This is a genomic window from Amycolatopsis sp. NPDC001319 (assembly GCF_042896185.1).
Classification (GTDB): Bacteria; Actinomycetota; Actinomycetes; order Mycobacteriales; family Pseudonocardiaceae; genus Amycolatopsis.
This window is the reverse complement of the sequence record NZ_JBIAWY010000006.1, coordinates 429,437-449,855: the sequence shown is the minus strand read 5'-3', so window position 1 is coordinate 449,855 and position 20,419 is coordinate 429,437. Positions and strand designations below refer to the sequence as shown.

The 20,419-nt window shown below is 72.2% G+C and carries 17 protein-coding genes; 12 read left to right on the top strand and 5 right to left on the bottom strand.

Annotation, left to right across the window (positions count from 1 at the left end):
• The first annotated feature begins 36 nt into the window (after positions 1–36).
• Positions 37–480 (top strand): hypothetical protein, encoded by a 444-nt coding sequence (locus tag ACFY1H_RS25510; protein WP_386950180.1) that lies wholly within the window; start codon positions 37–39, stop codon positions 478–480.
• A 96-nt stretch (positions 481–576) separates the two neighbouring features.
• On the opposite strand, the gene ACFY1H_RS25505 is transcribed toward ACFY1H_RS25510, so the two are convergent.
• Complete coding sequence (locus ACFY1H_RS25505) at positions 577–1,101, bottom strand: amino-acid N-acetyltransferase (protein ID WP_366582201.1); 525 nt, start codon at positions 1,099–1,101, stop codon at positions 577–579.
• A gap of 167 nt (positions 1,102–1,268) precedes the next feature.
• On the opposite strand from ACFY1H_RS25505, the gene ACFY1H_RS25500 reads away from it, so the two are divergent.
• From ACFY1H_RS25500 to atzF, 9 genes are all read left to right on the top strand, one after another.
• Entirely contained in the window at positions 1,269–3,317 is a 2,049-nt protein-coding gene (locus ACFY1H_RS25500; protein ID WP_386950177.1) for an acyltransferase family protein, read from the top strand.
• A 527-nt stretch (positions 3,318–3,844) separates the two neighbouring features.
• Entirely contained in the window at positions 3,845–6,586 is a 2,742-nt protein-coding gene (locus ACFY1H_RS25495; RefSeq protein ID WP_386950174.1) for an AAA family ATPase, read from the top strand.
• 118 nt (positions 6,587–6,704) lie between these two features.
• Positions 6,705–8,153 (top strand): 30S ribosomal protein S12 methylthiotransferase RimO, encoded by a 1,449-nt coding sequence (gene rimO, locus ACFY1H_RS25490; RefSeq protein WP_386950171.1) that lies wholly within the window; start codon positions 6,705–6,707, stop codon positions 8,151–8,153.
• Positions 8,150–8,860 (top strand): CDP-diacylglycerol--glycerol-3-phosphate 3-phosphatidyltransferase, encoded by a 711-nt coding sequence (pgsA, locus tag ACFY1H_RS25485; RefSeq protein ID WP_386950168.1) that lies wholly within the window; start codon positions 8,150–8,152, stop codon positions 8,858–8,860. Before rimO ends, pgsA begins: the two co-directional genes overlap by 4 nt.
• The gene (locus ACFY1H_RS25480) at positions 8,860–9,336 is read left to right on the top strand and encodes a CinA family protein (RefSeq protein WP_366582197.1); all 477 of its coding nucleotides are present in this window, start codon (positions 8,860–8,862) and stop codon (positions 9,334–9,336) included. The genes pgsA and ACFY1H_RS25480 overlap by 1 nt, the downstream gene beginning before the upstream one ends.
• 100 nt (positions 9,337–9,436) lie before the next feature.
• Positions 9,437–9,907 carry a helix-turn-helix transcriptional regulator gene (locus ACFY1H_RS25475; RefSeq protein WP_366582196.1) on the top strand — a complete coding sequence of 157 codons (471 nt, stop codon included), beginning with the start codon at positions 9,437–9,439 and terminating at the stop codon, positions 9,905–9,907.
• A 240-nt stretch (positions 9,908–10,147) separates the two neighbouring features.
• Positions 10,148–10,993, top strand: a complete 846-nt coding sequence (locus ACFY1H_RS25470; RefSeq protein ID WP_360602562.1) for a PspA/IM30 family protein — start codon at positions 10,148–10,150, stop codon at positions 10,991–10,993.
• 35 nt (positions 10,994–11,028) lie between these two features.
• Positions 11,029–12,012 (top strand): hypothetical protein, encoded by a 984-nt coding sequence (locus ACFY1H_RS25465; protein WP_366582195.1) that lies wholly within the window; start codon positions 11,029–11,031, stop codon positions 12,010–12,012.
• A gap of 348 nt (positions 12,013–12,360) precedes the next feature.
• Positions 12,361–14,106 (top strand): allophanate hydrolase, encoded by a 1,746-nt coding sequence (atzF, locus tag ACFY1H_RS25460; RefSeq protein ID WP_386950163.1) that lies wholly within the window; start codon positions 12,361–12,363, stop codon positions 14,104–14,106.
• A gap of 125 nt (positions 14,107–14,231) precedes the next feature.
• Here atzF and ACFY1H_RS25455 read toward each other — a convergent pair whose 3' ends face one another.
• From ACFY1H_RS25455 to ACFY1H_RS25440, 4 genes are all read right to left on the bottom strand, one after another.
• Positions 14,232–15,263: a quinone-dependent dihydroorotate dehydrogenase gene (locus ACFY1H_RS25455; protein ID WP_386950160.1), complete on the bottom strand. Its 1,032-nt coding sequence runs from the start codon at positions 15,261–15,263 to the stop codon at positions 14,232–14,234.
• An 83-nt stretch (positions 15,264–15,346) separates the two neighbouring features.
• The gene (locus ACFY1H_RS25450) at positions 15,347–15,913 is read right to left on the bottom strand and encodes a GNAT family protein (protein ID WP_366582192.1); all 567 of its coding nucleotides are present in this window, start codon (positions 15,911–15,913) and stop codon (positions 15,347–15,349) included.
• 527 nt (positions 15,914–16,440) lie between these two features.
• Positions 16,441–17,244, bottom strand: coding sequence for a DNA-formamidopyrimidine glycosylase family protein (locus ACFY1H_RS25445; RefSeq protein WP_386950157.1), 804 nt, complete (start codon positions 17,242–17,244; stop codon positions 16,441–16,443).
• A gap of 3 nt (positions 17,245–17,247) precedes the next feature.
• Complete coding sequence (locus ACFY1H_RS25440) at positions 17,248–18,129, bottom strand: ParA family protein (RefSeq protein WP_386950155.1); 882 nt, start codon at positions 18,127–18,129, stop codon at positions 17,248–17,250.
• Positions 18,130–18,246: 117 nt separating this feature from the next.
• On the opposite strand from ACFY1H_RS25440, the gene ACFY1H_RS25435 reads away from it, so the two are divergent.
• Both ACFY1H_RS25435 and ACFY1H_RS25430 read left to right on the top strand, forming a co-directional pair.
• The gene (locus tag ACFY1H_RS25435) at positions 18,247–18,984 is read left to right on the top strand and encodes a methyltransferase domain-containing protein (protein ID WP_386950152.1); all 738 of its coding nucleotides are present in this window, start codon (positions 18,247–18,249) and stop codon (positions 18,982–18,984) included.
• Between the two features lie 103 nt (positions 18,985–19,087).
• Positions 19,088–20,305 carry a DNA polymerase IV gene (locus ACFY1H_RS25430; RefSeq protein WP_386950535.1) on the top strand — a complete coding sequence of 406 codons (1,218 nt, stop codon included), beginning with the start codon at positions 19,088–19,090 and terminating at the stop codon, positions 20,303–20,305.
• Positions 20,306–20,419 lie beyond the last annotated feature (114 nt).

Genomic DNA, 20,419 nt, shown 5'->3' with positions numbered 1-20,419 from the left:
TGCAACCGGGACCGGTGATCCTTCCGTCCTGATCACATGGACGCGCACAAGCTCGCTCTGGCCATCGGGACCGTCGCCGTGCTCGCGGTGGGCGCGGGGGGTTCGGTGGCGCTCGCGCACACGCTCGACGGGGCGGCGCCGCTGCCGCAGCCGGCCGCGGCGGTGGGGACCGTGCCGGCGGAGGCCGGTCGCGACGTGACGCTCGGGGTGGGCCAGGAGGCGCAGCTGGGCACCAAGGACCTGACCGTGCGCTACACCCGCCTGGTCGACGACTCGCGGTGCCCGGCGAACGTCACGTGCGTGTGGCCCGGTGACGCGGTCGTGGCCGTGACGCTGAGCCAGCCGGGGCGCGGGGAGCAGACGGCGGCGCAGCTGCACACCGGCCGGCGCGGGCCGCACGAGCTGACCTACGCGGCGGCTCACGTCGAGCTCGTCGACGTGAGCCGGGCGGGCGAGCGGATCACGCTGCGGGTGAGCTGATCACCCGGGCGACCTGCCCTTCGGCTTCGTGCGGCGGCGCACGCGGGTCAACGGCACCCGGCCGGTAGCGAGCGAGGCCGGGCTGGGACTGCCGGGCTAGAACTCCAGCAGCATGCGCGAGTTGCCCAGCGTGTTCGGCTTGACGTAGGGCAGGTCCAGGAACTCCGCGACGCCCGGGTCGAGCGAGTGGCGCATCTCCTCGTAGACCTCGTGCGACACGGGCGTGCCGTCGATCTCGACGAAGCCGTGGCGGGTGAAGAACTCCGTCTCGAACGTCAGCACGAACAGGCGCTTGAGGCCCAGGTCGCGTGCCTCGTCGACGAGGCGGCCCACCAGCGCGTGACCGATGCCCCGGCCGCGGGCGGCCTTGTCGACCACGACCGTGCGCAGCTCGGCGATGTCCTCCCACAGCACGTGCAGCGCGGCGGCGCCGAGCACGTCCTCGTCGCCGGTGCCGTCCTCGTCCACCGCCACCCAGAACTCCTGGATCGCCTCGTAGAGCGTGACCAGGTCTTTCTCGAGGAGCACGCGGCCGGCGTCGGCGTCGACCAGTGCTTTGATCTTGCGGACGTCGGCTATGCGAGCGCGGCGGACGGTGGGTCGGACGGAGTCAGGGGGCACACGGTCCAAGATATCGATCGCGGTGCCCGGCGCCCCGGACGGCTCGATCGAGGTACCCCGGATGCGTGAGCGACAGAGCGTTCACGTATAGCTATTGCACGCCCCGACCGATCAGTAGCCGCTCAGAACATCAGGCCGCCGCGCGTGGCCTCTTGGGGAGGAAGTGCATGTCCGGGACCACCGTGGTCGCCCCCGAACGACCCGGTAAGCGTCCGGCGCCCGCCGCGGCGCAGAGCCGCTTCCGGCCCGAGCTGCAGGGCGTGCGAGCCCTCGCCTCGCTGCTGGTCGTGGTCTACCACGTGTGGCTCGACCGGATCTCCGGCGGCGTCGACGTCTTCTTCCTCGTCTCGGGCTTCCTCATCACGGGCCAGCTCTACCGCGCGCTGCTGCGCGGGAAGATCGAGCTGCGGCCGATGTGGGGCCGGATGATCAAGCGGCTGTTCCCGGCCGCGATGACGGTGCTGCTGACGGTGGTGGTCGTCTCCACGCTGCTGCTGCCCGAGGACCGCTGGTTCCAGACCATTCGCGAGGTCTTCGCCTCCGCGTTGTTCTACGAGAACTGGCAGTTGGCCGCCGACTCGGTCGACTACTTCGCCCAGCACAACAGCGCGAGCCTGGTCCAGCACTTCTGGTCGCTGTCGATCCAGGGCCAGTTCTACCTGCTGTGGCCGCTGGTCTTCGTCGCGCTCGGCTTCCTCGTCCGCCGCCTCGGGTTGTCGCTGCGCCACACGGTGAACACGCTGCTCATCACGCTGTTCGTCGCCTCGCTGGCGTACTCGGTCTACCTCACCGCGGTCGACCAGCCGCTGGCCTACTTCCACGGCCTCACCCGCGTGTGGGAGTTCGCGCTCGGCGGGCTGATGGTGATGTTCCTCGACGCGTTCACGCTGCCGCGCGGCCTGCGCGTGGTGCTCGGCTGGATCGGCGTGGCCGGGCTGGTGCTGTGCGGCATCGTGCTGCGCGTCGACTCCGTGTTCCCCGGCTGGATCGCCCTGTGGCCGACGCTCTCGGCCGGGCTCGTGCTCGTGGCCGGCCAGACGGACACCGTCTTCGGCGCCGATCGCTGGCTCAGCTCGAAACCGCTGGGCTACCTCGGCAACCTGAGCTTCTCGCTGTACCTGTGGCACTGGCCGGTGCTGGTGTTCTACCTGGTCGTGCGCGACCGCGTGGCCGTCGGGCTGCTCGGCGGCGCGGTGGTGATCGGCGCGTCGTTCGTGCTCTCGATCCTCACCTACCACTTCATCGAGAACCCGATCCGGCTGTCGAAGATCGGCACGGTCAAGCGCTGGGGCGCCTACCGGTTCGGCATCCTCGCGCTGGCGCCGGTGCTGATCGCGGCCGGCGTGTGGGGCACCTACACCTCGGCGCAGGCCAACTACACGATCTCGCTCGCGGACGCCGACCACCCCGGCGCCGCCGCGCACGCGCCCGGGTTCGTCTACCGCGGTTCGGCTGAGCCCTCGATCGTGCCGCCGACGCTGAAGCTGCCCGAAGACTGGGCCGGCATCACCGACGACAAGTGCACGATGTCGCCGCGCAACGAGGAACTGAAGGTCTGCACGCAGAATCCCGACGGACCGCCGAAGAAGCGCGTGGTCCTCGTCGGCGACTCGCACATGCAGCAGTACCTCGCCGCGTTCCTGCCGATGGTGCAGACCGAGGGCTGGGCCGTGACGTCGATGCTGAAGGGCGCGTGCCCGTTCTCCAGCAACGCCGACCTGATGCCCGGCGACCAGCCCTGCATGGACTGGAACAAGGCCGCGGCCGACGAGATCGTCGCGATGCACCCCGACGCCGTGGTCACGCTGGCGAGCGTGAACACCCACGCGGGCGTGCCCGAGACGACCCCGCCGGGCTTCGTGGACCAGTGGTCGGCGATGGACAAGGCCGGCATTCCCGTGGTGGCCCTGCGCGACAACCCGCGGTTCGCGTTCAACATGGCCGCCTGCGTCGCCCAGCAGGGACCGACCAACCCGGCGTGCGTGCTCGACCGAGATGCCGTGCAGCCGGCCACTCCGTCGTACACCAACACGAACGGCGTGCCGGACAACGTGTCGTTCCTGGACTTCACGGATTACTTCTGCGACAAGGACACCTGCCCGCCTGTGGTCGGCAACGTGCTGGTGTACATGGACGACAACCACCTCACCGCCACGTTCCTGACCACGCTGGCCCCCATCGCCGACAAACAGGTGAAGGCCGCGCTGAAGTGGTGATCGCCCCGGATCCCTGATCCCCGTATGCTGCGGCACCGGAAGATCGACAGGGGGAAGCGGGGGACATGACGCGCGCGGGGTGGGACGCGTTCCAGGCCGCCCAGGCCGAGGCGGCGGCGGGCCGGACGACGATGCTGACCGGACCGGACGGCACTTCGTGGCTGCTGGTGCCGGGACAGCCGTGGCAGTGGTCACGACCGGGTGGTGCGTGGCAGTTCGGGGTGGTGCCGCCGGATCCGGCGTACCGGGCCGGCACGCGGATGGTGCCGCCGAACGCCGGCGGGCCGCCGGGTCAGGGTCCGGGGCGATCGGGTCGTGGTGGTCCGTTCGTGCCCGCCGGCCCTGGTGCTCCGGGTGGGCAAGGCGGACGGCCGATGCCGTCCGGGCCACCGCCTGCGCCGCCGATGCGATCCGGGCCTTCGCCGGTCCAGACCGGTTTTCCGCCCGCGCCCCCGGTTCCGTCCGGGCCGGTGCCCGCGCAGCCGTGGCCGGGCCCAGCCACGCCACCGCCGGTCCAGTCCGCGCCGGTGCCGGGTCAATCCGCGCCGCAGCAGAGCCGTCCGGCGGGTCCCGCCGCGCCGCCGGTGCCCGCGCGTCCGGCCGAAAAACCCGTCCGGGTGGAGAACCTCGGCAGCGGGTCGTTCGTCTCCGGCGACGAGTCGGCGGCCGAGTTCGTGAGCCGGGTGGTGCAGGTCGTCTCGTGGGCCGACCGCACGCGGCACGGCCAGGGCGGCTCGGGTGAACCGCCGCCGCCGGAACCGGAGCGGCCCAAGGGCAAGCAGGGCGGGCTGATCGACGACCTCGCCCGCAACACCCGCTCGATGACCTTCGACCTGCTCGCCGCCGGCAACCGGGTCTGGGGCCGGAAAGAGCAGGAGCGGTACGAGAAGGCGTACGCCGAGTGGACCGTCGCGTACCGGGAATGGGAGCGCCGCAACGATGCCGGCACCCGCCAGCCGAACCCGCTCGTGCTGCTCGTCGGCGAGCCGCACACCGGGCAGCGGCGGCTGTGGCGATCGGTGCGCGACGGGCTCGGCGCGGCCGAGGTCGGTTTCGAGGACTTCGCCACGGTCGGCGCGGCCGAGGTGCTGGGCGACGACTCCGCCGGCGACGCGCTGCGCGGGTACGTCTCGCAGCGCACCGACCCGGCGATGATCCTCGTCGAAGACGTCGACGCGCTCTTCGACAAGGATTCCGCGGGGACGCAACGCGCACTGCGGGACTACGCGCACGACCAGAGCAGCTGCCGCCTGCTCGTGCTCGCGGGCACCGAGCGGGTGGTCGAGCGGCTGCGCACCGAGGCGCCGGACCTGCTGTCCGCCGTGCTGCAGTACCGGATGCCGCGGTTCACGCAGCCCGCGCACGCGGCCGCGCTGCTGGACGTCGTCGCGGCCGAACGGTCCTTCGTCCTGCCCCCGGAGGTCCGCGACCGGCTGGCTCAGCTGGCGAACCTCTCCGCGGGTGCGCGCGGCGTCGAAGGCCTGCTCGATGCGGCCGGCCGTGAAGCCGTCGCGAGCGGTCCGTCGACGGACGGCCGGATCCACCTGGCGCTGCACCACCTCGCACCGCTCGTCGCCGCGGCCGAGCAGCGGGGCGGGCGCCCGATCGAGGAGCTGCTCGCCGAGCTGGACGGGATGATCGGGCTCGACTCGGTGAAGCAGCGCGTGCGCGCGCTCGTCGCCGAGGCGCAGATCGACGCCCGGCGCCGCGAAGCGGGCCTGCCCATCGCGACCCGCAGCCGGCACCTCGTGCTCACGGGCAACCCGGGCACGGCGAAGACGACCGTCGCGCGGCTGGTCGGGAAGATCTACCAGGCGCTGGGGACACTGCCGAAGGGTCACGTCGTCGAGGTCGCGCGGCCGGACCTGGTGGGCGAGTACGTCGGCGAGACGTCGAAGAAGACCCGCGCCGTGTGCGAACGCGCGTCCGGCGGCGTGCTCTTCATCGACGAGGCCTACAGCCTCGCACTGGACAAGGACGACGACTACGGCCGCGAGGCCGTCACCGAGCTCCTGCTCCAGATGGAGAACCACCGCGACGACCTCATCGTCTTCGCCGCCGGCTACCCGAAGGAGATGGACGCGTTCCTCGAGACGAACCCGGGCCTGCGCTCGCGGTTCGCCACGCGGATCGAGTTCCCCGACTACACCGCCGACGAGCTGGCCGGGATCTACCGCGTCCTCGCGCAGGGCCAGGGCTACGAGCTCGCCGACGACCTCCTCGCGGAACTGCCCGAGGCCATGCGCCGCATCCCGCGCGGGCGCGGCTTCGCCAACGGCCGCTCCGCCCGCGGCGTGCTTGAGTCGACGATCGGCAAGCAGTCGGCCCGGCTCGCGGCCCAGCCGGACACCCCGGCGTCGGCACTGTCCACTTTGGTCGCCGCGGACCTGCCGGGCGTCGGCGAATCCGGCGTCGCCGTCACGGACGACGCCGGCCCCCGCCGTGGTCTCGACGACCTGCTCGCCGAGCTCGACGGCATGATCGGCCTCGACGCGGTGAAGGAGCGCGTGCGCGCGCTCGTCGCCGGGGCGCGGATGGACGCGCGGCGGCGCAAGGCCGGCCTGCCGGTCGGGGCGAGCAGCCGCCACCTCGTCTTCACGGGCAACCCGGGCACCGCGAAGACGACCGTCGCGCGGCTCATGGGGCGGCTGTACCGGGAGCTGGGGCTGCTGTCGTCCGGGCACCTGGTGGAGGTGGCGCGGCCGGACCTGGTCGGGGAGTACCTCGGCCAGACCGCGCCCAAGACGCGCGAGGTGTGCGAACGCGCGCTCGGCGGCGTGCTGTTCATCGACGAGGCCTACAACCTCGTGCAGAGCTACGGCAGCGGCGGCGCGGACTACGGCGACGAGGCCGTCGCCGAGCTGCTGGTGCAGATGGAGAACCACCGCGACGACCTGATCGTCATCGCCGCCGGCTACCCCGCCGACATGGACCGCTTCCTCGACGCCAACGCCGGCCTGCGCTCGCGCTTCGGCGGCACCGTCGAGTTCGCGGACTACACCGACGAGCAGCTCGCGGCGATCTTCACGGCGATGACCGCGCAGCGCGGCTACCGGCTCGCGCCCGAGCTCACCGCCGCGCTGCCCGCCGTCATGGCCGGGCTCGACCGCGGCAGCGGCTTCGCCAACGGGCGCTCGGCCCGCGGCTTGCTGGAGCAGGCGATCGCCGCGCAGGCGCTGCGCCTGGCGGGCCCGGACGTCGACCTGGAGTCCGTGGACGACGCCGAACTGACGCTCCTGACACCGGCGGATCTGCCCTCGCACGGGTGAGGTTCGCCGCGCGCCGCCGGTGGGGGAGCGGGAAAGCCCGCCCACCGGCGGGGCCGGGCCACCGCACTGGGTGACGCCGTCGCCGACCGGCGCGGGTGCGGCGGCTACCCTGAACGTCGTGCCTTCTCCCACCACTGAGCCAGCCCGCAGCCGTCGTGTCTCCCTCGTGACCCTGGGCTGCGCCCGCAATGAGGTCGACTCCGAGGAGCTGGCCGGACGGCTCGCGGCCGGAGGCTGGGAGCTGGCGGCGGACCCCGAGGACTCCGACGTGGTCGTGGTCAACACGTGCGGCTTCGTGGAGTCGGCGAAGAAGGACTCGGTCGACACGCTGCTGGCCGCGTCCGACACCGGCCGCAAGGTCGTGGCCGTCGGGTGCATGGCCGAGCGCTACGGCACGGAGCTGGCCGAGAGCCTGCCCGAATCCGACGCAGTGCTCGGGTTCGACCACTACGCCGAGCTGTCCGACCGCCTCGACGACGTCGTGGCGGGCCGCACGGTCGCGTCGCACACCCCGTCGGACCGGCGCAAGCTGCTGCCGATCAGCCCGGTGCAGCGGCCCGCCGCCGCGGAAGCCGTGGAGGTTCCCGGGCACGCCCAGCACGGCTGGGGCCCCCGCGTGCTGCGCACCCGGCTCGACGACTCGCCCGTGGCCGCGCTGAAGATCGCGTCCGGCTGCGACCGGCGCTGCTCGTTCTGCGCCATCCCGTCGTTCCGCGGCTCGTTCGTCTCGCGTCAGCCGGAGGAGATCGTCGCCGAGGCGCAGTGGCTCGCCGAGAACGGCGTGAAGGAGCTGTTCCTCGTCAGCGAGAACTCCACCTCCTACGGCAAGGACTTCGGCCGCGACGGCACGCGGGCCCTCGAGCTGCTGCTGCCGCGCCTGGCCGACATCGATGGCATCGACCGCGTGCGCGTGTCCTACCTGCAGCCCGCCGAGACGCGGCCGCAGCTGGTCAAGGCCATCGCGACCACGCCGGGCGTCGCCGACTACTTCGACCTGTCCTTCCAGCACTCGAGCGAGCAGGTGCTGCGCCGGATGCGCCGGTTCGGGTCCACCGACTCGTTCCTCGCGCTCACCGAGCAGATCCGCGAGTACGCGCCGGAGGCCGGGATCCGCACCAACGTGATCGTCGGGTTCCCCGGCGAGACCGAGGACGACCTCGCGGAGCTCGAACGCTTCCTCACCGGCGCGCGCCTCGACGCCGTGGGCGTGTTCGGCTACTCCGACGAGGACGGCACGGAGGCCGAGACCTTCGACGGCAAGCTCGACCCCGCCGTGGTCACCGAGCGCGTCACCCGGATCTCGGCACTGGTCGAGGAGCTCACCGCCCAGCGGGCCGAGGATCGCATCGGCACGTTCGTGGACGTCCTGGTGGAGCAGGCGGCCGAGGACGGCGACGACGCCGTCGGCCGCGCCGCCCACCAGGCGCCCGAGGTCGACGGCGAGTGCGTGATCCTCGAAGACCCGGACCGCGCCGCCGTCGAGGTGGGCGATCTGGTGCGCTGCGAGGTCGTCGACTCCGCCGGGGTCGACCTGATCGTCCGCCCGGTGCTGGACGCGGACCGGTGAGTGCCGCACCCAGCGACGCCGGCGAGGGCATGACCCGCGCCGCGAAGGTGTCGTCCCCGGGCGCGACCCCCCAGACCCACGAGGTGCCTGCTGAAACGGGGGCCGCCCGCATGCCCGAGCCAGCCGTACCCGAACCGACGCCCGTCCCGACGCTGAACGTCGCGAACCTGCTCACGCTCTCGCGGCTGGTGCTGGTGCCGCTGTTCGTCCTCGCGCTCTTCGCCGGCGACGGCGTGGACACCACGTGGCGCGCGATCGCCACCGGCCTGTTCGTCATCGCCTCGGCCACCGACCAGGTCGACGGCTGGGTCGCCCGCAAGTACGGCCTGATCACCGACTTCGGCAAGATCGCCGACCCCATCGCGGACAAGGCGCTCATCGGCGCCGCGCTCGTCGGCCTCAGCGTGCTGGGCGAGCTGCCGTGGTGGGTCACGATCGTGATCGCGGTCCGGGAGATAGGTGTCACACTTCTACGCTTCTGGGTGATTCGTCACGGTGTGATCCCCGCGAGCCGCGGCGGCAAGGCGAAGACGATGACGCAGATCCTGGCGATCGTCGTGTACCTGCTGCCGCTGCCGGCCGGGGCCGACCCGGTGCGCTGGGTGCTGATGGGGCTCGCCGTGCTGCTCACCGTGGTCACCGGCGTCGACTACCTGGTCCGCGCGATCCGCCTGCGCGCGGCCGGCCGCCGAGCGACGGGCGCTTGATGGCGGAGCTCGACGCGGCGGCCGCGGAGCTGGTGGCCGTCCTGACCCGGCGCGGGGAGACCGTGGCCACGGCCGAGTCGCTGACCGCCGGGCTGGTGTGCGCCACCGTCGCCCGCATCCCGGGCGCGAGCGTGGTGCTGCGCGGCGGGCTCGTCGTCTACGCCACGGAGCTGAAGGCCGTGCTGGCGGGCGTCGACGAGAAGCTGCTGGCCGAGCACGGCGCCGTGAACCCCGAGGTGGCGGCGCAGCTGGCCGACGGCGCGCGGGAGCGCTGCGGGGCCACGTGGGGCCTGGGGCTGACCGGAGTCGCGGGACCGACCGCCCAGGACGGAGTGCCGCCGGGCACCGTGCACATCGGGCTCAGCGGGCCTTCGACACGGATCGTCCGTACCCTGGTGGAGACCGGTGACCGGGACATGATCAGGACCGCTTCGGTGCGCTCGGCGTTTTCCCTGCTCGGGGAACATCTACACTGAAAGCGGCGTTCGCCCTTGGCGGACGTACGTGTCAAGTCCTGCGCTCGGGGCACCGCTCTGGGTAACGTAGGAGGCACCAGTTCGGGAAGGGAGGCGCGTGATGACCGTGCTGTTGCGTGAGGCGATCGGTGATCGGCTCCGTCATGCCCGCACCAACCAGCGTCGAACGCTGCGTGACATCTCCCGCGCCGCCAGGGTGAGCCTCGGTTACCTGTCCGAGGTCGAGCGCGGTCAGAAGGAGGCCTCCAGCGAGCTGCTGGCGTCCATCTGCGACGCCCTGGACCTTCCGCTCGGCGAGCTGCTCCACAAGGTCGCGGCCGATGTGTCGGCCCTCGAGTCGGTGGAAGTGGCCCCGGTCGACGAGCGTGTGGTCGACGGCGCCCCGCGGGAGACCGTGCCGGCGGAGCGGGAAGCCACCGCGTCGGCGAGCGGGTTCGAAGGCGGCCGCCTGGTGGGCGAGCTGGTCGGCGACGACTTGTCCGACCTGCGGCTTTCGCCCGGTCCGCGGATGAGCACCCAGCTGCGGACCACGATCGGCGCGCCGAAGCTCGCGTCCACGATCGCGGCTTAGGAACACGCGGAGAAACGCTTCGTACGCGTACGGCCCCGGGTAGTGACCCCGGGGCCGTACGCGTATTCACAGGATCGATCAGGGTCGTCCCTGAATTCCCCCGGGGTCGCCTGGAACGGCAGGGGCTGACCTGACACGATGGAACCCAACGCCGGGGTCGGGACGTTGTGAACTAGGGGAGCGACGCCCCACCTCGAGACAACTCAGGGCCCGTGGGACGCAAGAAGGCAGGCGGAGGAGATGGCCAACCCGTTCGTGAAGTTCTGGAAGTACCTCATGGCGTCGTTCTCGTCGAAAATCGACGAGCACGCCGACCCGAAGGTGCAGATCCAGCAGGCCATCGAGGAGGCACAGCGCAACCACCAGGCGCTGACGCAGCAGGCCGCCTCCGTGATCGGCAACCAGCGCCAGCTGGAGATGAAGCTCAACCGGCAGCTCGGCGAGGTCGAGAAGCTGCAGGCGTCGACCCGGCAGGCCCTGGTGCTCGCCGACGAGGCCCGCGGCAAGGGCGACGAGCAGAAGGCGACCGAGTTCGAGACGGCGGCGGAGAGCTTCGCCGCGCAGCTGGTCACGGCCGAGCAGAGCATCGAAGACCTCAAGACGCTGCACGACCAGTCGCTGCAGGCCGCGGCCCAGGCCAAGAAGGCCGTGGAGCGCAACGCCACGATGCTGCAGCAGAAGCTGGCCGAGCGTACCAAGCTGCTCTCGCAGCTGGAGCAGGCGAAGATGCAGGAGCAGGTCTCCGCTTCGCTGAACCAGATGAGCCAGCTGGCCGCGCCGGGCAACACGCCGTCGCTGGAAGAGGTCCGCGACAAGATCGAGAAGCGCTACACCACCGCGCTGGGCCAGGCCGAGCTGGCGCAGAACTCGGTGCAGGGCCGCATGCTCGAGGTGCAGGAGTCCGCCACGCAGATGGCGGGCCACTCGCGTCTGGAGCAGATCCGCGCGTCGATGCGCGGTGACTCCGTCGCGCAGGTCACCGACGGTGGCGGCGCCGCGAAGTCGGCCGGCACGGCGGGCACCGCGGACATCCAGCGTGAGATCCAGGCCCGCGTGCAGGCCGAACAGGGCAAGAACCCGGCCTGACCGCCGGGCGCGAGGACGACTCCCGGGGGTAGGGCATGGCCGGCAGCGGTGGACGGCGGGACTTCAACGAGTTCAACGCCAAGCTCGAGAAGCACATCGAAAAGCTGCCGGAGTACGCCCAGCGTGCCCAGGAGAAGCTGCAGCGGTACTTCCCGCCGGCCGACGAGGCTGGCGGGAAGCCCGCCGCGAGGCCGTCTCCGCCGAAGCGTCCCGCGCCGCCCGTGGTGCGCCGGACCACCGTGCCCACCGCGTTCGCGCAGGTGGCCGGGCAGGTCCCGGCCGTCGCCGAGGCGCGTGCGAAGTGGCAGCGGTGGAACGAACCCGCGGCCAAGCACCGGCGCCGCATCACCCGCACCTCACGGGTGCTGACGCTGTGGCTGCTCATCACGATTTTCCTCGGCGTCCTGACGGTGCTCGCCGGCACGGGCCTGATGGGCGCCGGCGGCACCGACGTGGCCCAGACCGTGCTCGCGGGCTTCGGCACGGTCGTGTTCGGCACGTTCAGCGTGCGGACCGGCCTGAAGCTGCGTGAGCTGAAGAAACTCGAACTGCCGGCGGCGAGCAGCGCGGCCCCGCCGCCGCTGCCCCCGGCCGCCTCGGCCGCGCGCGAACCGATGGAGCGCCTGGCGGAGTCCGAAGCCTCCCTCGGTGAGCTGCTGCGGCAGCTGTCCGTGCCCACCTCGCTGGGCACCACCGCCGTCCCCGAGGTCTCCGTGGCCGACGCCCGGGCCACGGCCCAGGAAGCGGCCCGCGCCCTGCGGGGGCTGGCCGCCCGCATCCAGGCCATCGAACGCGGCCGCAACTCCGCTCCCGAACGCGAGCGCGGTGCGCTGGACGCGGCCGTGGCGAAGCTGCGCGAACAGCTGGACGACGGCATCGAGGGCTTCGGCAGCCTCGTTGCCGCGGCGGGACGCGCGGTCGCGGCCAGCAGCGACGGCATGGGCACGTCCAAGCAGGCGCTGACCGACGCGACCGACCACCTCGCGGGGCTCGCGCTGGCGTTGCGGGACCTGTCCTAGCGGTTCGCCACGCCGGCCGGCGGATTTTTCCGCGGGTGATTTTCCCGCGCGTGCGGATTCCCGTGCGGTGACCGGGTGCTGTGTACGGCACCGGAACGAGCCGGATGGCGCAGTTTCGGTTTCCGGTCGGCCTAGTGGTCGTCACTTCGCGCCGACGGTGGGTGAGTCTCCCCGAATACCGAAACAATGGCGTAATCCGAAACAGCTGGTTACGGAAACGCGTGCGGTTTAACGTTTTTCTCATGAAGTCAGTGGTGGCATCCGCCAGGATCGGCGCCGTGGCCTGAGGTTCCGTGGCGCCGGACGTACACAGTGGACTCATCCGTTCCGTCGAGGAAAGGACCCCCCGTGACCACGCTCCCGCCCGAACCGGAACCCGTGCCCGTCCCGCCGCCCAGCTCGCACCAGCGGGTGGTGGCCGCGTTCGAACGCCTCGCCCAGGTCGACCGGCCCGAACTCTGGATCAGCCTCCGCACATTGGAAGAAGTGCTGGTCGACGCGAAGGCCGTCGACGAGCGCGTCCGCGCCGGCGAGAACCTCCCGCTGGCCGGGACCGTCCTCGCGGTCACGGACGTCGTCGACGTCGCCGGGCTGCCCACCACCGCGGGGTGCCCGGGTTTTTCGCGCGTGCCCGTGACCAGCGCCACGGCGGTCACGCGGCTCACCGGCGCGGGTGCCGTGGTGCTGGGCAAGACGAACCTCGACCAGTTCGCCTCCGGGCTGGCCGGCACGCGCAGCCCGTACGGCGCGGTGGCTTCGGCCGGCGACCCCCAGAAGGTCGCGGGTGGGTCCAGCAGCGGTTCTGCCGTGGCCGTCGCGCTCGGGATCGCCGATCTCGCACTCGGCACTGACACCGCCGGCTCCGGGCGGGTGCCCGCGGCGCTGAACGCGGTCGTCGGCCTCAAGCCGACGCTCGGGCTCGTGCCGAAGACCGGCGTTTTCCCGGCGTCGCCGTCGTTCGACTGCGTTTCGGTGTTCGCGAGCAGCCTCACGCTCGGCCAGCGCGCCCTCGCCGTGCTGACCGGCCCGGACGGCCAGGACGCGTCCGTGCGCCGGTGGCCCGCGGACGCCCGGCTCGGCGCGGGGGAGCGGCCCCGCGTCGCCGTCCCCGACGACGCCGGGCTCGCCGCGTTGTCCGGACCGGCCCGGCGCGCGTTCGGCGTGGCGGTGTCTTCGCTGGAGGCGTCCGGGGCGGTGATCGAGCCGATCGAACTCGGGGTGTTCTTCGAAGCAGGGCAACTGCTCTACGGCAGCGCGCTGGTGGCCGAGCGCTACGCGTCGGCCGGAGACGTCCTCGCCGGAAAGCCTGAGGGTGCGGATCCGACGGTCACCGGCATCGTCGCCGCGGCCGGCACGCATCTGGCCCACGAGCTCGCCGAGGTGCAGGGCCAGGTCGCCCGGCTGCGCGCGGCGGCCCGCGAAGCGCTCGGCGAGTGCGACGCGTTGCTGCTGCCCACTGTGCCCGACCACCCGGACCTCGACGAGGCGCTGGCCGACCCGCTCGGGGTGAGCGCGCGGCTGGGGACGTACAGCGCGTGCGTGAACGTGCTCGACCTCGCCGCCGTGACCGTGCCGGTCGCGCCGGGGGACCAGCGGCCGTTCGGCGTCACGATCGCCGTGCGGGCGTTCGAGGACCAGATCGCGCTCGACCTCGCCGCGATCCTCACCGGGGAGCAGGCTCGCGAGCCCTACCCGGCCGAAGGCGTCGACCTGGTCGTGTTCGGCGCGCACCTGCGTGGCCAGCCCCTGCACGACCAGCTGCGGGGCGCCCGGTTCGTCACCCCGGTCCAGACCGCCGAGCGCTACCGCATGGTCCTGCTCGACACCGACCCGCCGCAGCCCGGCGTGATCCCCGGCAGCGCCACCCTCGACGGCGAACTCTGGCGCCTCTCGCCGGCCGCGTTCGGCCGGTTCGCCGCCGCACTGCCGGAACCCTTCGTCCTCGGCCACGTCGAACTCGAGGACGGCACCACGCCCCTCGCGGTGCTCTGCCCCCCATCCGCCACCGGCGGCGGCCCCACCCTCGACCGCTACGCCTCCTGGCGCGGCTACCTGCGCTTCATCAGCACGGCCGGCGCCCGCTCCGTCAGCTGACGAGACTGCACGGGATCGCACCCGTGCAAAGCGAAGTTGCACGGACAGACCGACGGCGGCGGGCGTCGTCGGTCTGTCCGCCGGGTCTGTGGGCTCCGGCTAAGAGCGCGCCGACTCCGGATCGGTCAGGCCGGCCGGCCCGCAATTCCCCGGCTGACGCGGCGCACCAGTGCCGGGCCGTGGAGGGCGAAGCCGGTGTAGAGCTGCACGAGGCTGGCGCCCGCGTCGAGGAGGCGGTGGGCGTCGTCGGGGCCGAGGATGCCGCCGACGCCGATGATGGGGAGCTTGCCGTCGGTGTGGTCGTGGACGAAGCGGACGACGTCGAGCGCGCGGGCGGTGAGGGGGCGGCCGGAGAGGCCGCCGGACTCGGTGGCGAGGTGGGCTTCGGCCGGGGCGATGCCGTCGCGCGAGAGGGTGGTGTTGGTGGCGATCAGACCCGCCACGCCGTGGTCGAGGCAGACCTCCAGGAGTTCCGCCAGCGCGGAGTCGGTGAGGTCCGGCGCGACCTTCACCAGCAGCGGCGTGCTGCCGCCGAGTTCGCTCGACGTGCGGCGCAGCTCGGCGAGCAGCTCGCCCAGCGCGGCCTTGTCCTGCAGCGCGCGCAGCCCGGGGGTGTTGGGCGAGCTGACGTTGACGGCGAAGTAGTCGGCGTACGGGTGCAGCGCGCGCAGCGAGAAGCGGTAGTCGGCCACGGCCTCGTCGAGGGGCGTGACTTTGGACTTGCCGATGCTGATCCCGAGCGGCACGCGGGGTTTGCCCTGCGCGGCGAGGCGGCGGGCGAGGGCTTCGGCGCCGTCGTTGTTGAAGCCCATCCGGTTGATCACGGCGTCGCTCTCGGGGAGGCTGAACAGCCGCGGCTTCGGGTTGCCCGGCTGCGCGTGCCGCGTGACGGTGCCGACCTCGACGAACCCGAACCCCAGCGCCGGCCACGCCGTGAGCGCGCGGCCGTTCTTGTCCATGCCCGCGGCCAGCCCGACCCGGTTCGGGAAGCGCAGCCCCAGCACGGTGACGGGGTCGTCGGTGCCGTAGACCCGCGCGAGCGGCCCGAGCGCGGGTCCCACGCGGCTCAGCAGCCGCACGGTGCGCTCGTGCACCAGCTCGGGGTCGTGGTAGGCCAGCCGGTACAGCCCGGGGCGGGCGATCTTCTCGAAGAGCACGCGCCCATGCTGCCTCATCGGCTCCGCGGCGGCCTTCGGAACCCGGGCCGCTTGTGGCGCCGGTCGCCGTGCGCGGGCGCCGCTCAGCCGGCGACGGTTTCCTTCCACTCGTCTTCGAGCATCGCGTAGACCAGTTCGTCGGTCCACTCGCCCTTGACGATCTCGTTCTCCTTCAGGTGTGCTTCCTTGCGCATCCCGAGGCGTTCCATCAACGCGCTCGACGCGCTGTTGCGCCCGTCGCAGCGCCCGACGATGCGGTGCAGGCCCAGATCTTCGAACCCGAGACGCAGCAGCTCTTTCGTCGCCTCCAGCGCGAGGCCGCGGCCGTGGTGGTCGGGGTGGAAGACGAACCCGATCTCGCCCTGGCGGTGCTCGGAGCTGAGGTACTCGAGGTTGAGGTCGCCGATCAGCTGCCCGGTTTCGGCGAGCTCCACCGCGACGGCGAGGAATTGGCCCTCCTGCGTCAGCGTGGAGCTGTGCACGCGCTTCGCGAGCGCGGCGGCGGATTCGGCCCGGCTGCGTGGTCCCCAGTAGAGGTAGCGGGCGACGTCGGCCCGGGACTGGAAGGAGTTCAGCGCGTCGAGGTCCGCCAGCGTGAACGGGCGCAGGAGCAACCGTTCCGTCGTGATCGGGTAATCGGGCCTCAGCATGCCGTTCAGGCTAGCCACATACGGCCGTTCGGGGTATGCGCCCGGGCCGATTGATCGGCGAAAAAGGGGGATCGATCGCCGGACGGTAGCCCAGCGGGGCCCGACGGCGAGATCTCGTATATGAAGGGGTGCTCCCGGGGCGCCTCTCGGACGCCGTCAAACGTCCGAGTCCAAGCCGGACCGGTGCTCGAAAGCCCCGGGAGCCCGGTGACTGCCTGGTATTCGCTATCAGGCAAACACGCGAAGCAGGCGATGAGCCGAAGGTGGCTCAGGTTGTATCGCTGCTCAAAGTCCCTACGCGTGCCATCCGCTAGCGGACAGCCACCTCACGAGTCCTGTGAGAATACAACTTAGGACCACCTCCTCTCTCGTGTAAGACCACGCTAACCGCGAATGCCGGTGCGCGGCAACATCATTTGGGCGAACTCACGGTTGCCTGCCTGGGATGTCCGAATCCGTTCGCCCGACGCGAACAGGGGGCGCCGAACCGGGGCCCGCGGGCACGCCGTCGCCCAGCCCTCGGCGGTTCAGTCCACCGGGTGCGGACCGGGCTGGCAGCGCGGGCAGAACCACGTGGGCCGCCGGTAGACGCCTTCGCCCTGGTCGTGGACTTCGACCCGGCCGCCGCAGCGGAAACAGCCCTGGCGCGTGCGCTCGTAGACCCAGTTGCGCCGGCCGCGCGCGAGATCGCCGGTGGTCACCTGCTCGTGGCGCCACGCGTTGGCCACCAGCAGCTTCCGGGCCAGTGCCACGGCCTTCCGGGTGTCCACTTCGGACACCGGCGTCCACGGCGACACCCTGAGCAGGTGGCAGATCTCGACCTTGTACAGGTTGCCGACACCGGCCAGCACGCGCTGGTCGAGCAGCGCGTCACCCAGTTCCCGATCCGGCTGCGCGGCCAGCGCGGCCGCGGCCCGGTCCGCGTGCTCGTCGCTCCACTGTGGATCGAGCAGGTCGGGGCCGAGGTGTGCGACGAGGTCGTGTTCCCCTGCCGTGGGCACGAGTTTCAGGTCGTGGAGACGGAAACCGATCGCCTGCACGTCGGCGGTCGCCAGGATCACCCGCGCGTGGTGGGCCGGGGTGCGCCAGCGGCCGCCGGCGGGGTAGATGTCCCAGCTGCCGTCCATGCGCAGATGGCTGTGGAGCGTGAGGTCGCCGGAGAAGCGCGTGAACAGGTGCTTGCCGACCGTGTCGACCCCGAGCACGTCACGGCCGGAAAGGTCCACAGTGGCCAGTGCGGGGTGGCGGAACTCCCCGCGTACCAGCGTCTTCCCGGCCAGCGCCTTGTCGAGCAGCTTGCCGGCCAAGAAGACGGTGTCGCCCTCGGGCACGGCTCAGCCCGCGGCGTCGGACACGGTCGCCGGCGATTCGGCGGTGGTGTCGGCGGTCTCGAGGGCCTCGTCCTCGTCGCCGCGCACGCGGTGGCGCCCGGCGCGGTTGGACCGCAGGATCTTCGCCAGCACCATGTTGAACGTCAGCGCGATCTCCTGGGCGCCGGGGGAGTGCCACTCGTGGATCGGGCTGCACGCGCCCTGCGCCTGCTGCACGGCCAGCCGGTCGGGGATCGCCGTGGGCATCACCAGCGAACCGAAGTTCTCGCGCAGCTCGGCGACGCGGAACTGGTGCTCGTAGGAGCGCACGCGCAGCTTGTTGACCAGCACGCCGATCGGGCGCAGGCCCGGGTTGCTCTCCTCGCGGATGCGCTCGATGGCCTCCAGCGCGCGCTGGGCGCCCGCCACGGCGTACATCGTAGGCTCGGTGACGATCAGTGCGCTGTCGGCCGCCACCAGCGCCGACTTCGTCAGCCGGCCGAGTGACGGCGGGCAGTCGATGACCACGAGCTCGTACGGCTCTTCGCGCAACGGGTTCTGGTGCAGCTCGTCGAGGGCGCGCGAGAGGTTCTCCAGGCGCCGGCCGTCGGAGTCGGGCTCGTTGAGCAGCTCCAGCTCCTCGGCGCCGACCAGCACGTCGACCTCGTCACTCCACACGCTGGGCGCGATCGCGCGTTCGAGGACGGCCCGCGCGGGGGTCTCGAGGACGTCGGCGAGCGTCGCGTCGGTGTAGGGCGGGTCGAGCGAGGTCGTGGCGTTGCCCTGCGGGTCGAGGTCGGCCACGAGTGTGCGGGTACCCCTACGCAGAGCGGCCGACGCGATACCGAGCGCGACCGTCGTTTTACCGACGCCACCCTTGAGGCTGAGAACGGCGACCGTGTGCACTCGGCACAGCCTACGGGCCGCGGGTGGGCCGGGTCGCGAGGAAGGTGCCGAACACCTCTTCCGGGCAGGCCCGGGTGACGGCGGGTGACCGGTGGGCGGGCACTACCCTGTCCGACTATGAAGACGGACACCGTGGCCGCCCGGGGTTCGGGCGCCGTTCGCCGGGCGCTCGAAGCGGAGCTGCGGGCTGCCCGCGCCCGTGGCGTGGAGCAGCCCTCCGTCGTCGACGTCGGCGGCGGCAGTGGCGGCTGGGCGGTGCCGTTCGCTTCGGCGGGCTGCCTCGTGACGGTGGTCGAGCCCAATCCCAACGCGCTGGCGACGCTGCGGCGCCGGGCCGAGGAGGAGGGTGTCTCGCACCGGATCACGGTGATCGCGGACGACTCCGACGCCCTCGGCGCCCACGTCGAGGCCGGCTCGGCCGATCTCGTGCTCGCCCACGGCCTGCTGGAGGTCGTCGACGACCCGGCGGTGGCACTCGCCGCGCTGGCCGCGGCCGTCGCCCCCGGCGGGGCGCTGTCCGTGCTGGTGGCCAACCGCAACGCGGCCGTGCTGCACCGCGCGCTGGCCGGCCGGATCGCCGAGGCCCAGCGGCTGCTCGACGGCGCCGACGGCGTGGTGCCCGGCGGGCGCGACACCGTGCTGCGCCGCTTCGACAGCGCCGGCCTGACCGAGCTGCTGGTGGCCGCGGGCCTCGAGGTGACGCTGCTGCAGGGCGACCGCGTGATCGCCGACGTCGTGCCCGGTGAGGTGCGTGAGGACGAGCTGGCGGACTTCGAGCTGGCGGCGGCCGCGGTGCCTGCGTTGCGCGACGTGGCCGGGCGGCTGCACGCGATGGCGCGGCCCGCGCAGGTCTGAACCTGCGCTCCTGCGGCGCTGAGCCGGGCTTGCCCGGAATTGTCGGGGGTCCCCGGTAGCGTCGGTCCCCGTGGGGAGCAGAAACGCCGAACTGCCCAGCGGCATGGCCCGCTACCGCGTCACCACGGGTGCCGGGACGCTGCCGGACGACACCGGCTGCGGGATCCTGCACGTGGACATGGACGCGTTCTTCGTGTCGTGCGAGCTGCGGACGCGGCCCGAGCTGGTGGACAAACCCGTCGTCGTGTCCGGCGGCGGGCCGCGGTCGGTGGTGTCCGCGGCGAACTACCCGGCGCGCAAGTACGGCGTGCACTCCGCGATGCCGTTCTCCACGGCGAGGCGACTGTGCCCGCACCTGATCTGCATCACCCCCACCTCGGGGCTCTACGGCGAGGTCTCGCGGCAGGTGATGGACATCTTCCGCGAGCTCACACCGCTCGTGGAGCCGCTGAGCCTCGACGAGGCCTTCCTGGACGTGAGCGGGGCGCTGCGGCGGCTGGGGGCCACGCCCGCGCAACTGGGCGCGCGGATCCGTTCGCGCGTGGAGGCGGAGCACGGGATCACGTGCTCGGTGGGCGTGGCGAAGGTCAAGTTCGTCGCGAAGCTCGCGTCGGGGATGGCGAAGCCCGACGGGATGGTCGTGGTGCCGGCGGCCGAGACGCTGGCGTTCCTGCACCCGTTGCCGGTCTCGGCGCTGTGGGGCGTGGGGAAGCGCACGGAGGAGCAGCTGCGGGGGCAGGCGCTGCACACGATCGCCGACGTGGCCGCGGCGCCGCCCGCGCGGTTGCGGCGATCGCTGGGCAACGCGATGGGCGACCACCTGTGGGCGCTCGCCAACGGGCACGATGACCGAGCCGTGGTCCCCGAGACGGCGGAGAAGTCGATCGGGGCGGAGCGCACGTTCGAGATCGACCTGCACAGCCGCGCCGAGCTCGGGCTCGAGCTGCTGCGGCTGTCCGAACGGGTCGGCGCGACCCTGCGGGCCCGCGGGCTGCGCGGGCGCACGGTGTCGATCAAGGTCCGCTTCGCCGACTTCACCACGATCACCCGGGCGCGCACGCTGTACACGGCGACGGACGTCGCGCGCGACATCCACCGGACCGCCGTCGAGCTGCTGGCCGAGCACGCGCCCACCGGGGCCGTGCGGCTGATCGGCGTGCGCGTGGAGGGCCTGGACACGGGCGAGGGCGGTGAGCAGCTCCAGTTCGCCTCCGCCGAGCCGCGCTGGCGCGACGCGGAAGTGGCGGCCGACGTGGCGCGGTCGAAATTCGGGTCGGCCGCGGTGCGCCCGGCGTCGTTGCTGACGCCCCGGGAGACGTGAGCTGTGTCGCCCATTGTGTCGTCCGTTGTACCGTCACCGGGCCGTCGTGACCCACTGTCAACCCACGTCAGTCGTGATTTCCCCCAATTCGATCCCTTCTGGATGCGGGATCGG

Coding starts and splice junctions, on each gene's coding strand:
- ACFY1H_RS25480 (WP_366582197.1), top strand. CDS start 8,860: ATGGCGGAGCTCGACGCGGCGGCCGCGGAGCTGGTGGCCGTCCTGACC.
- ACFY1H_RS25470 (WP_360602562.1), top strand. CDS start 10,148: ATGGCCAACCCGTTCGTGAAGTTCTGGAAGTACCTCATGGCGTCGTTC.
- ACFY1H_RS25500 (WP_386950177.1), top strand. CDS start 1,269: ATGTCCGGGACCACCGTGGTCGCCCCCGAACGACCCGGTAAGCGTCCG.
- ACFY1H_RS25450 (WP_366582192.1), bottom strand. CDS start 15,913: ATGCTGAGGCCCGATTACCCGATCACGACGGAACGGTTGCTCCTGCGC.
- ACFY1H_RS25465 (WP_366582195.1), top strand. CDS start 11,029: ATGGCCGGCAGCGGTGGACGGCGGGACTTCAACGAGTTCAACGCCAAG.
- ACFY1H_RS25430 (WP_386950535.1), top strand. CDS start 19,088: ATGGCCCGCTACCGCGTCACCACGGGTGCCGGGACGCTGCCGGACGAC.
- ACFY1H_RS25475 (WP_366582196.1), top strand. CDS start 9,437: ATGACCGTGCTGTTGCGTGAGGCGATCGGTGATCGGCTCCGTCATGCC.
- ACFY1H_RS25510 (WP_386950180.1), top strand. CDS start 37: ATGGACGCGCACAAGCTCGCTCTGGCCATCGGGACCGTCGCCGTGCTC.
- ACFY1H_RS25435 (WP_386950152.1), top strand. CDS start 18,247: ATGAAGACGGACACCGTGGCCGCCCGGGGTTCGGGCGCCGTTCGCCGG.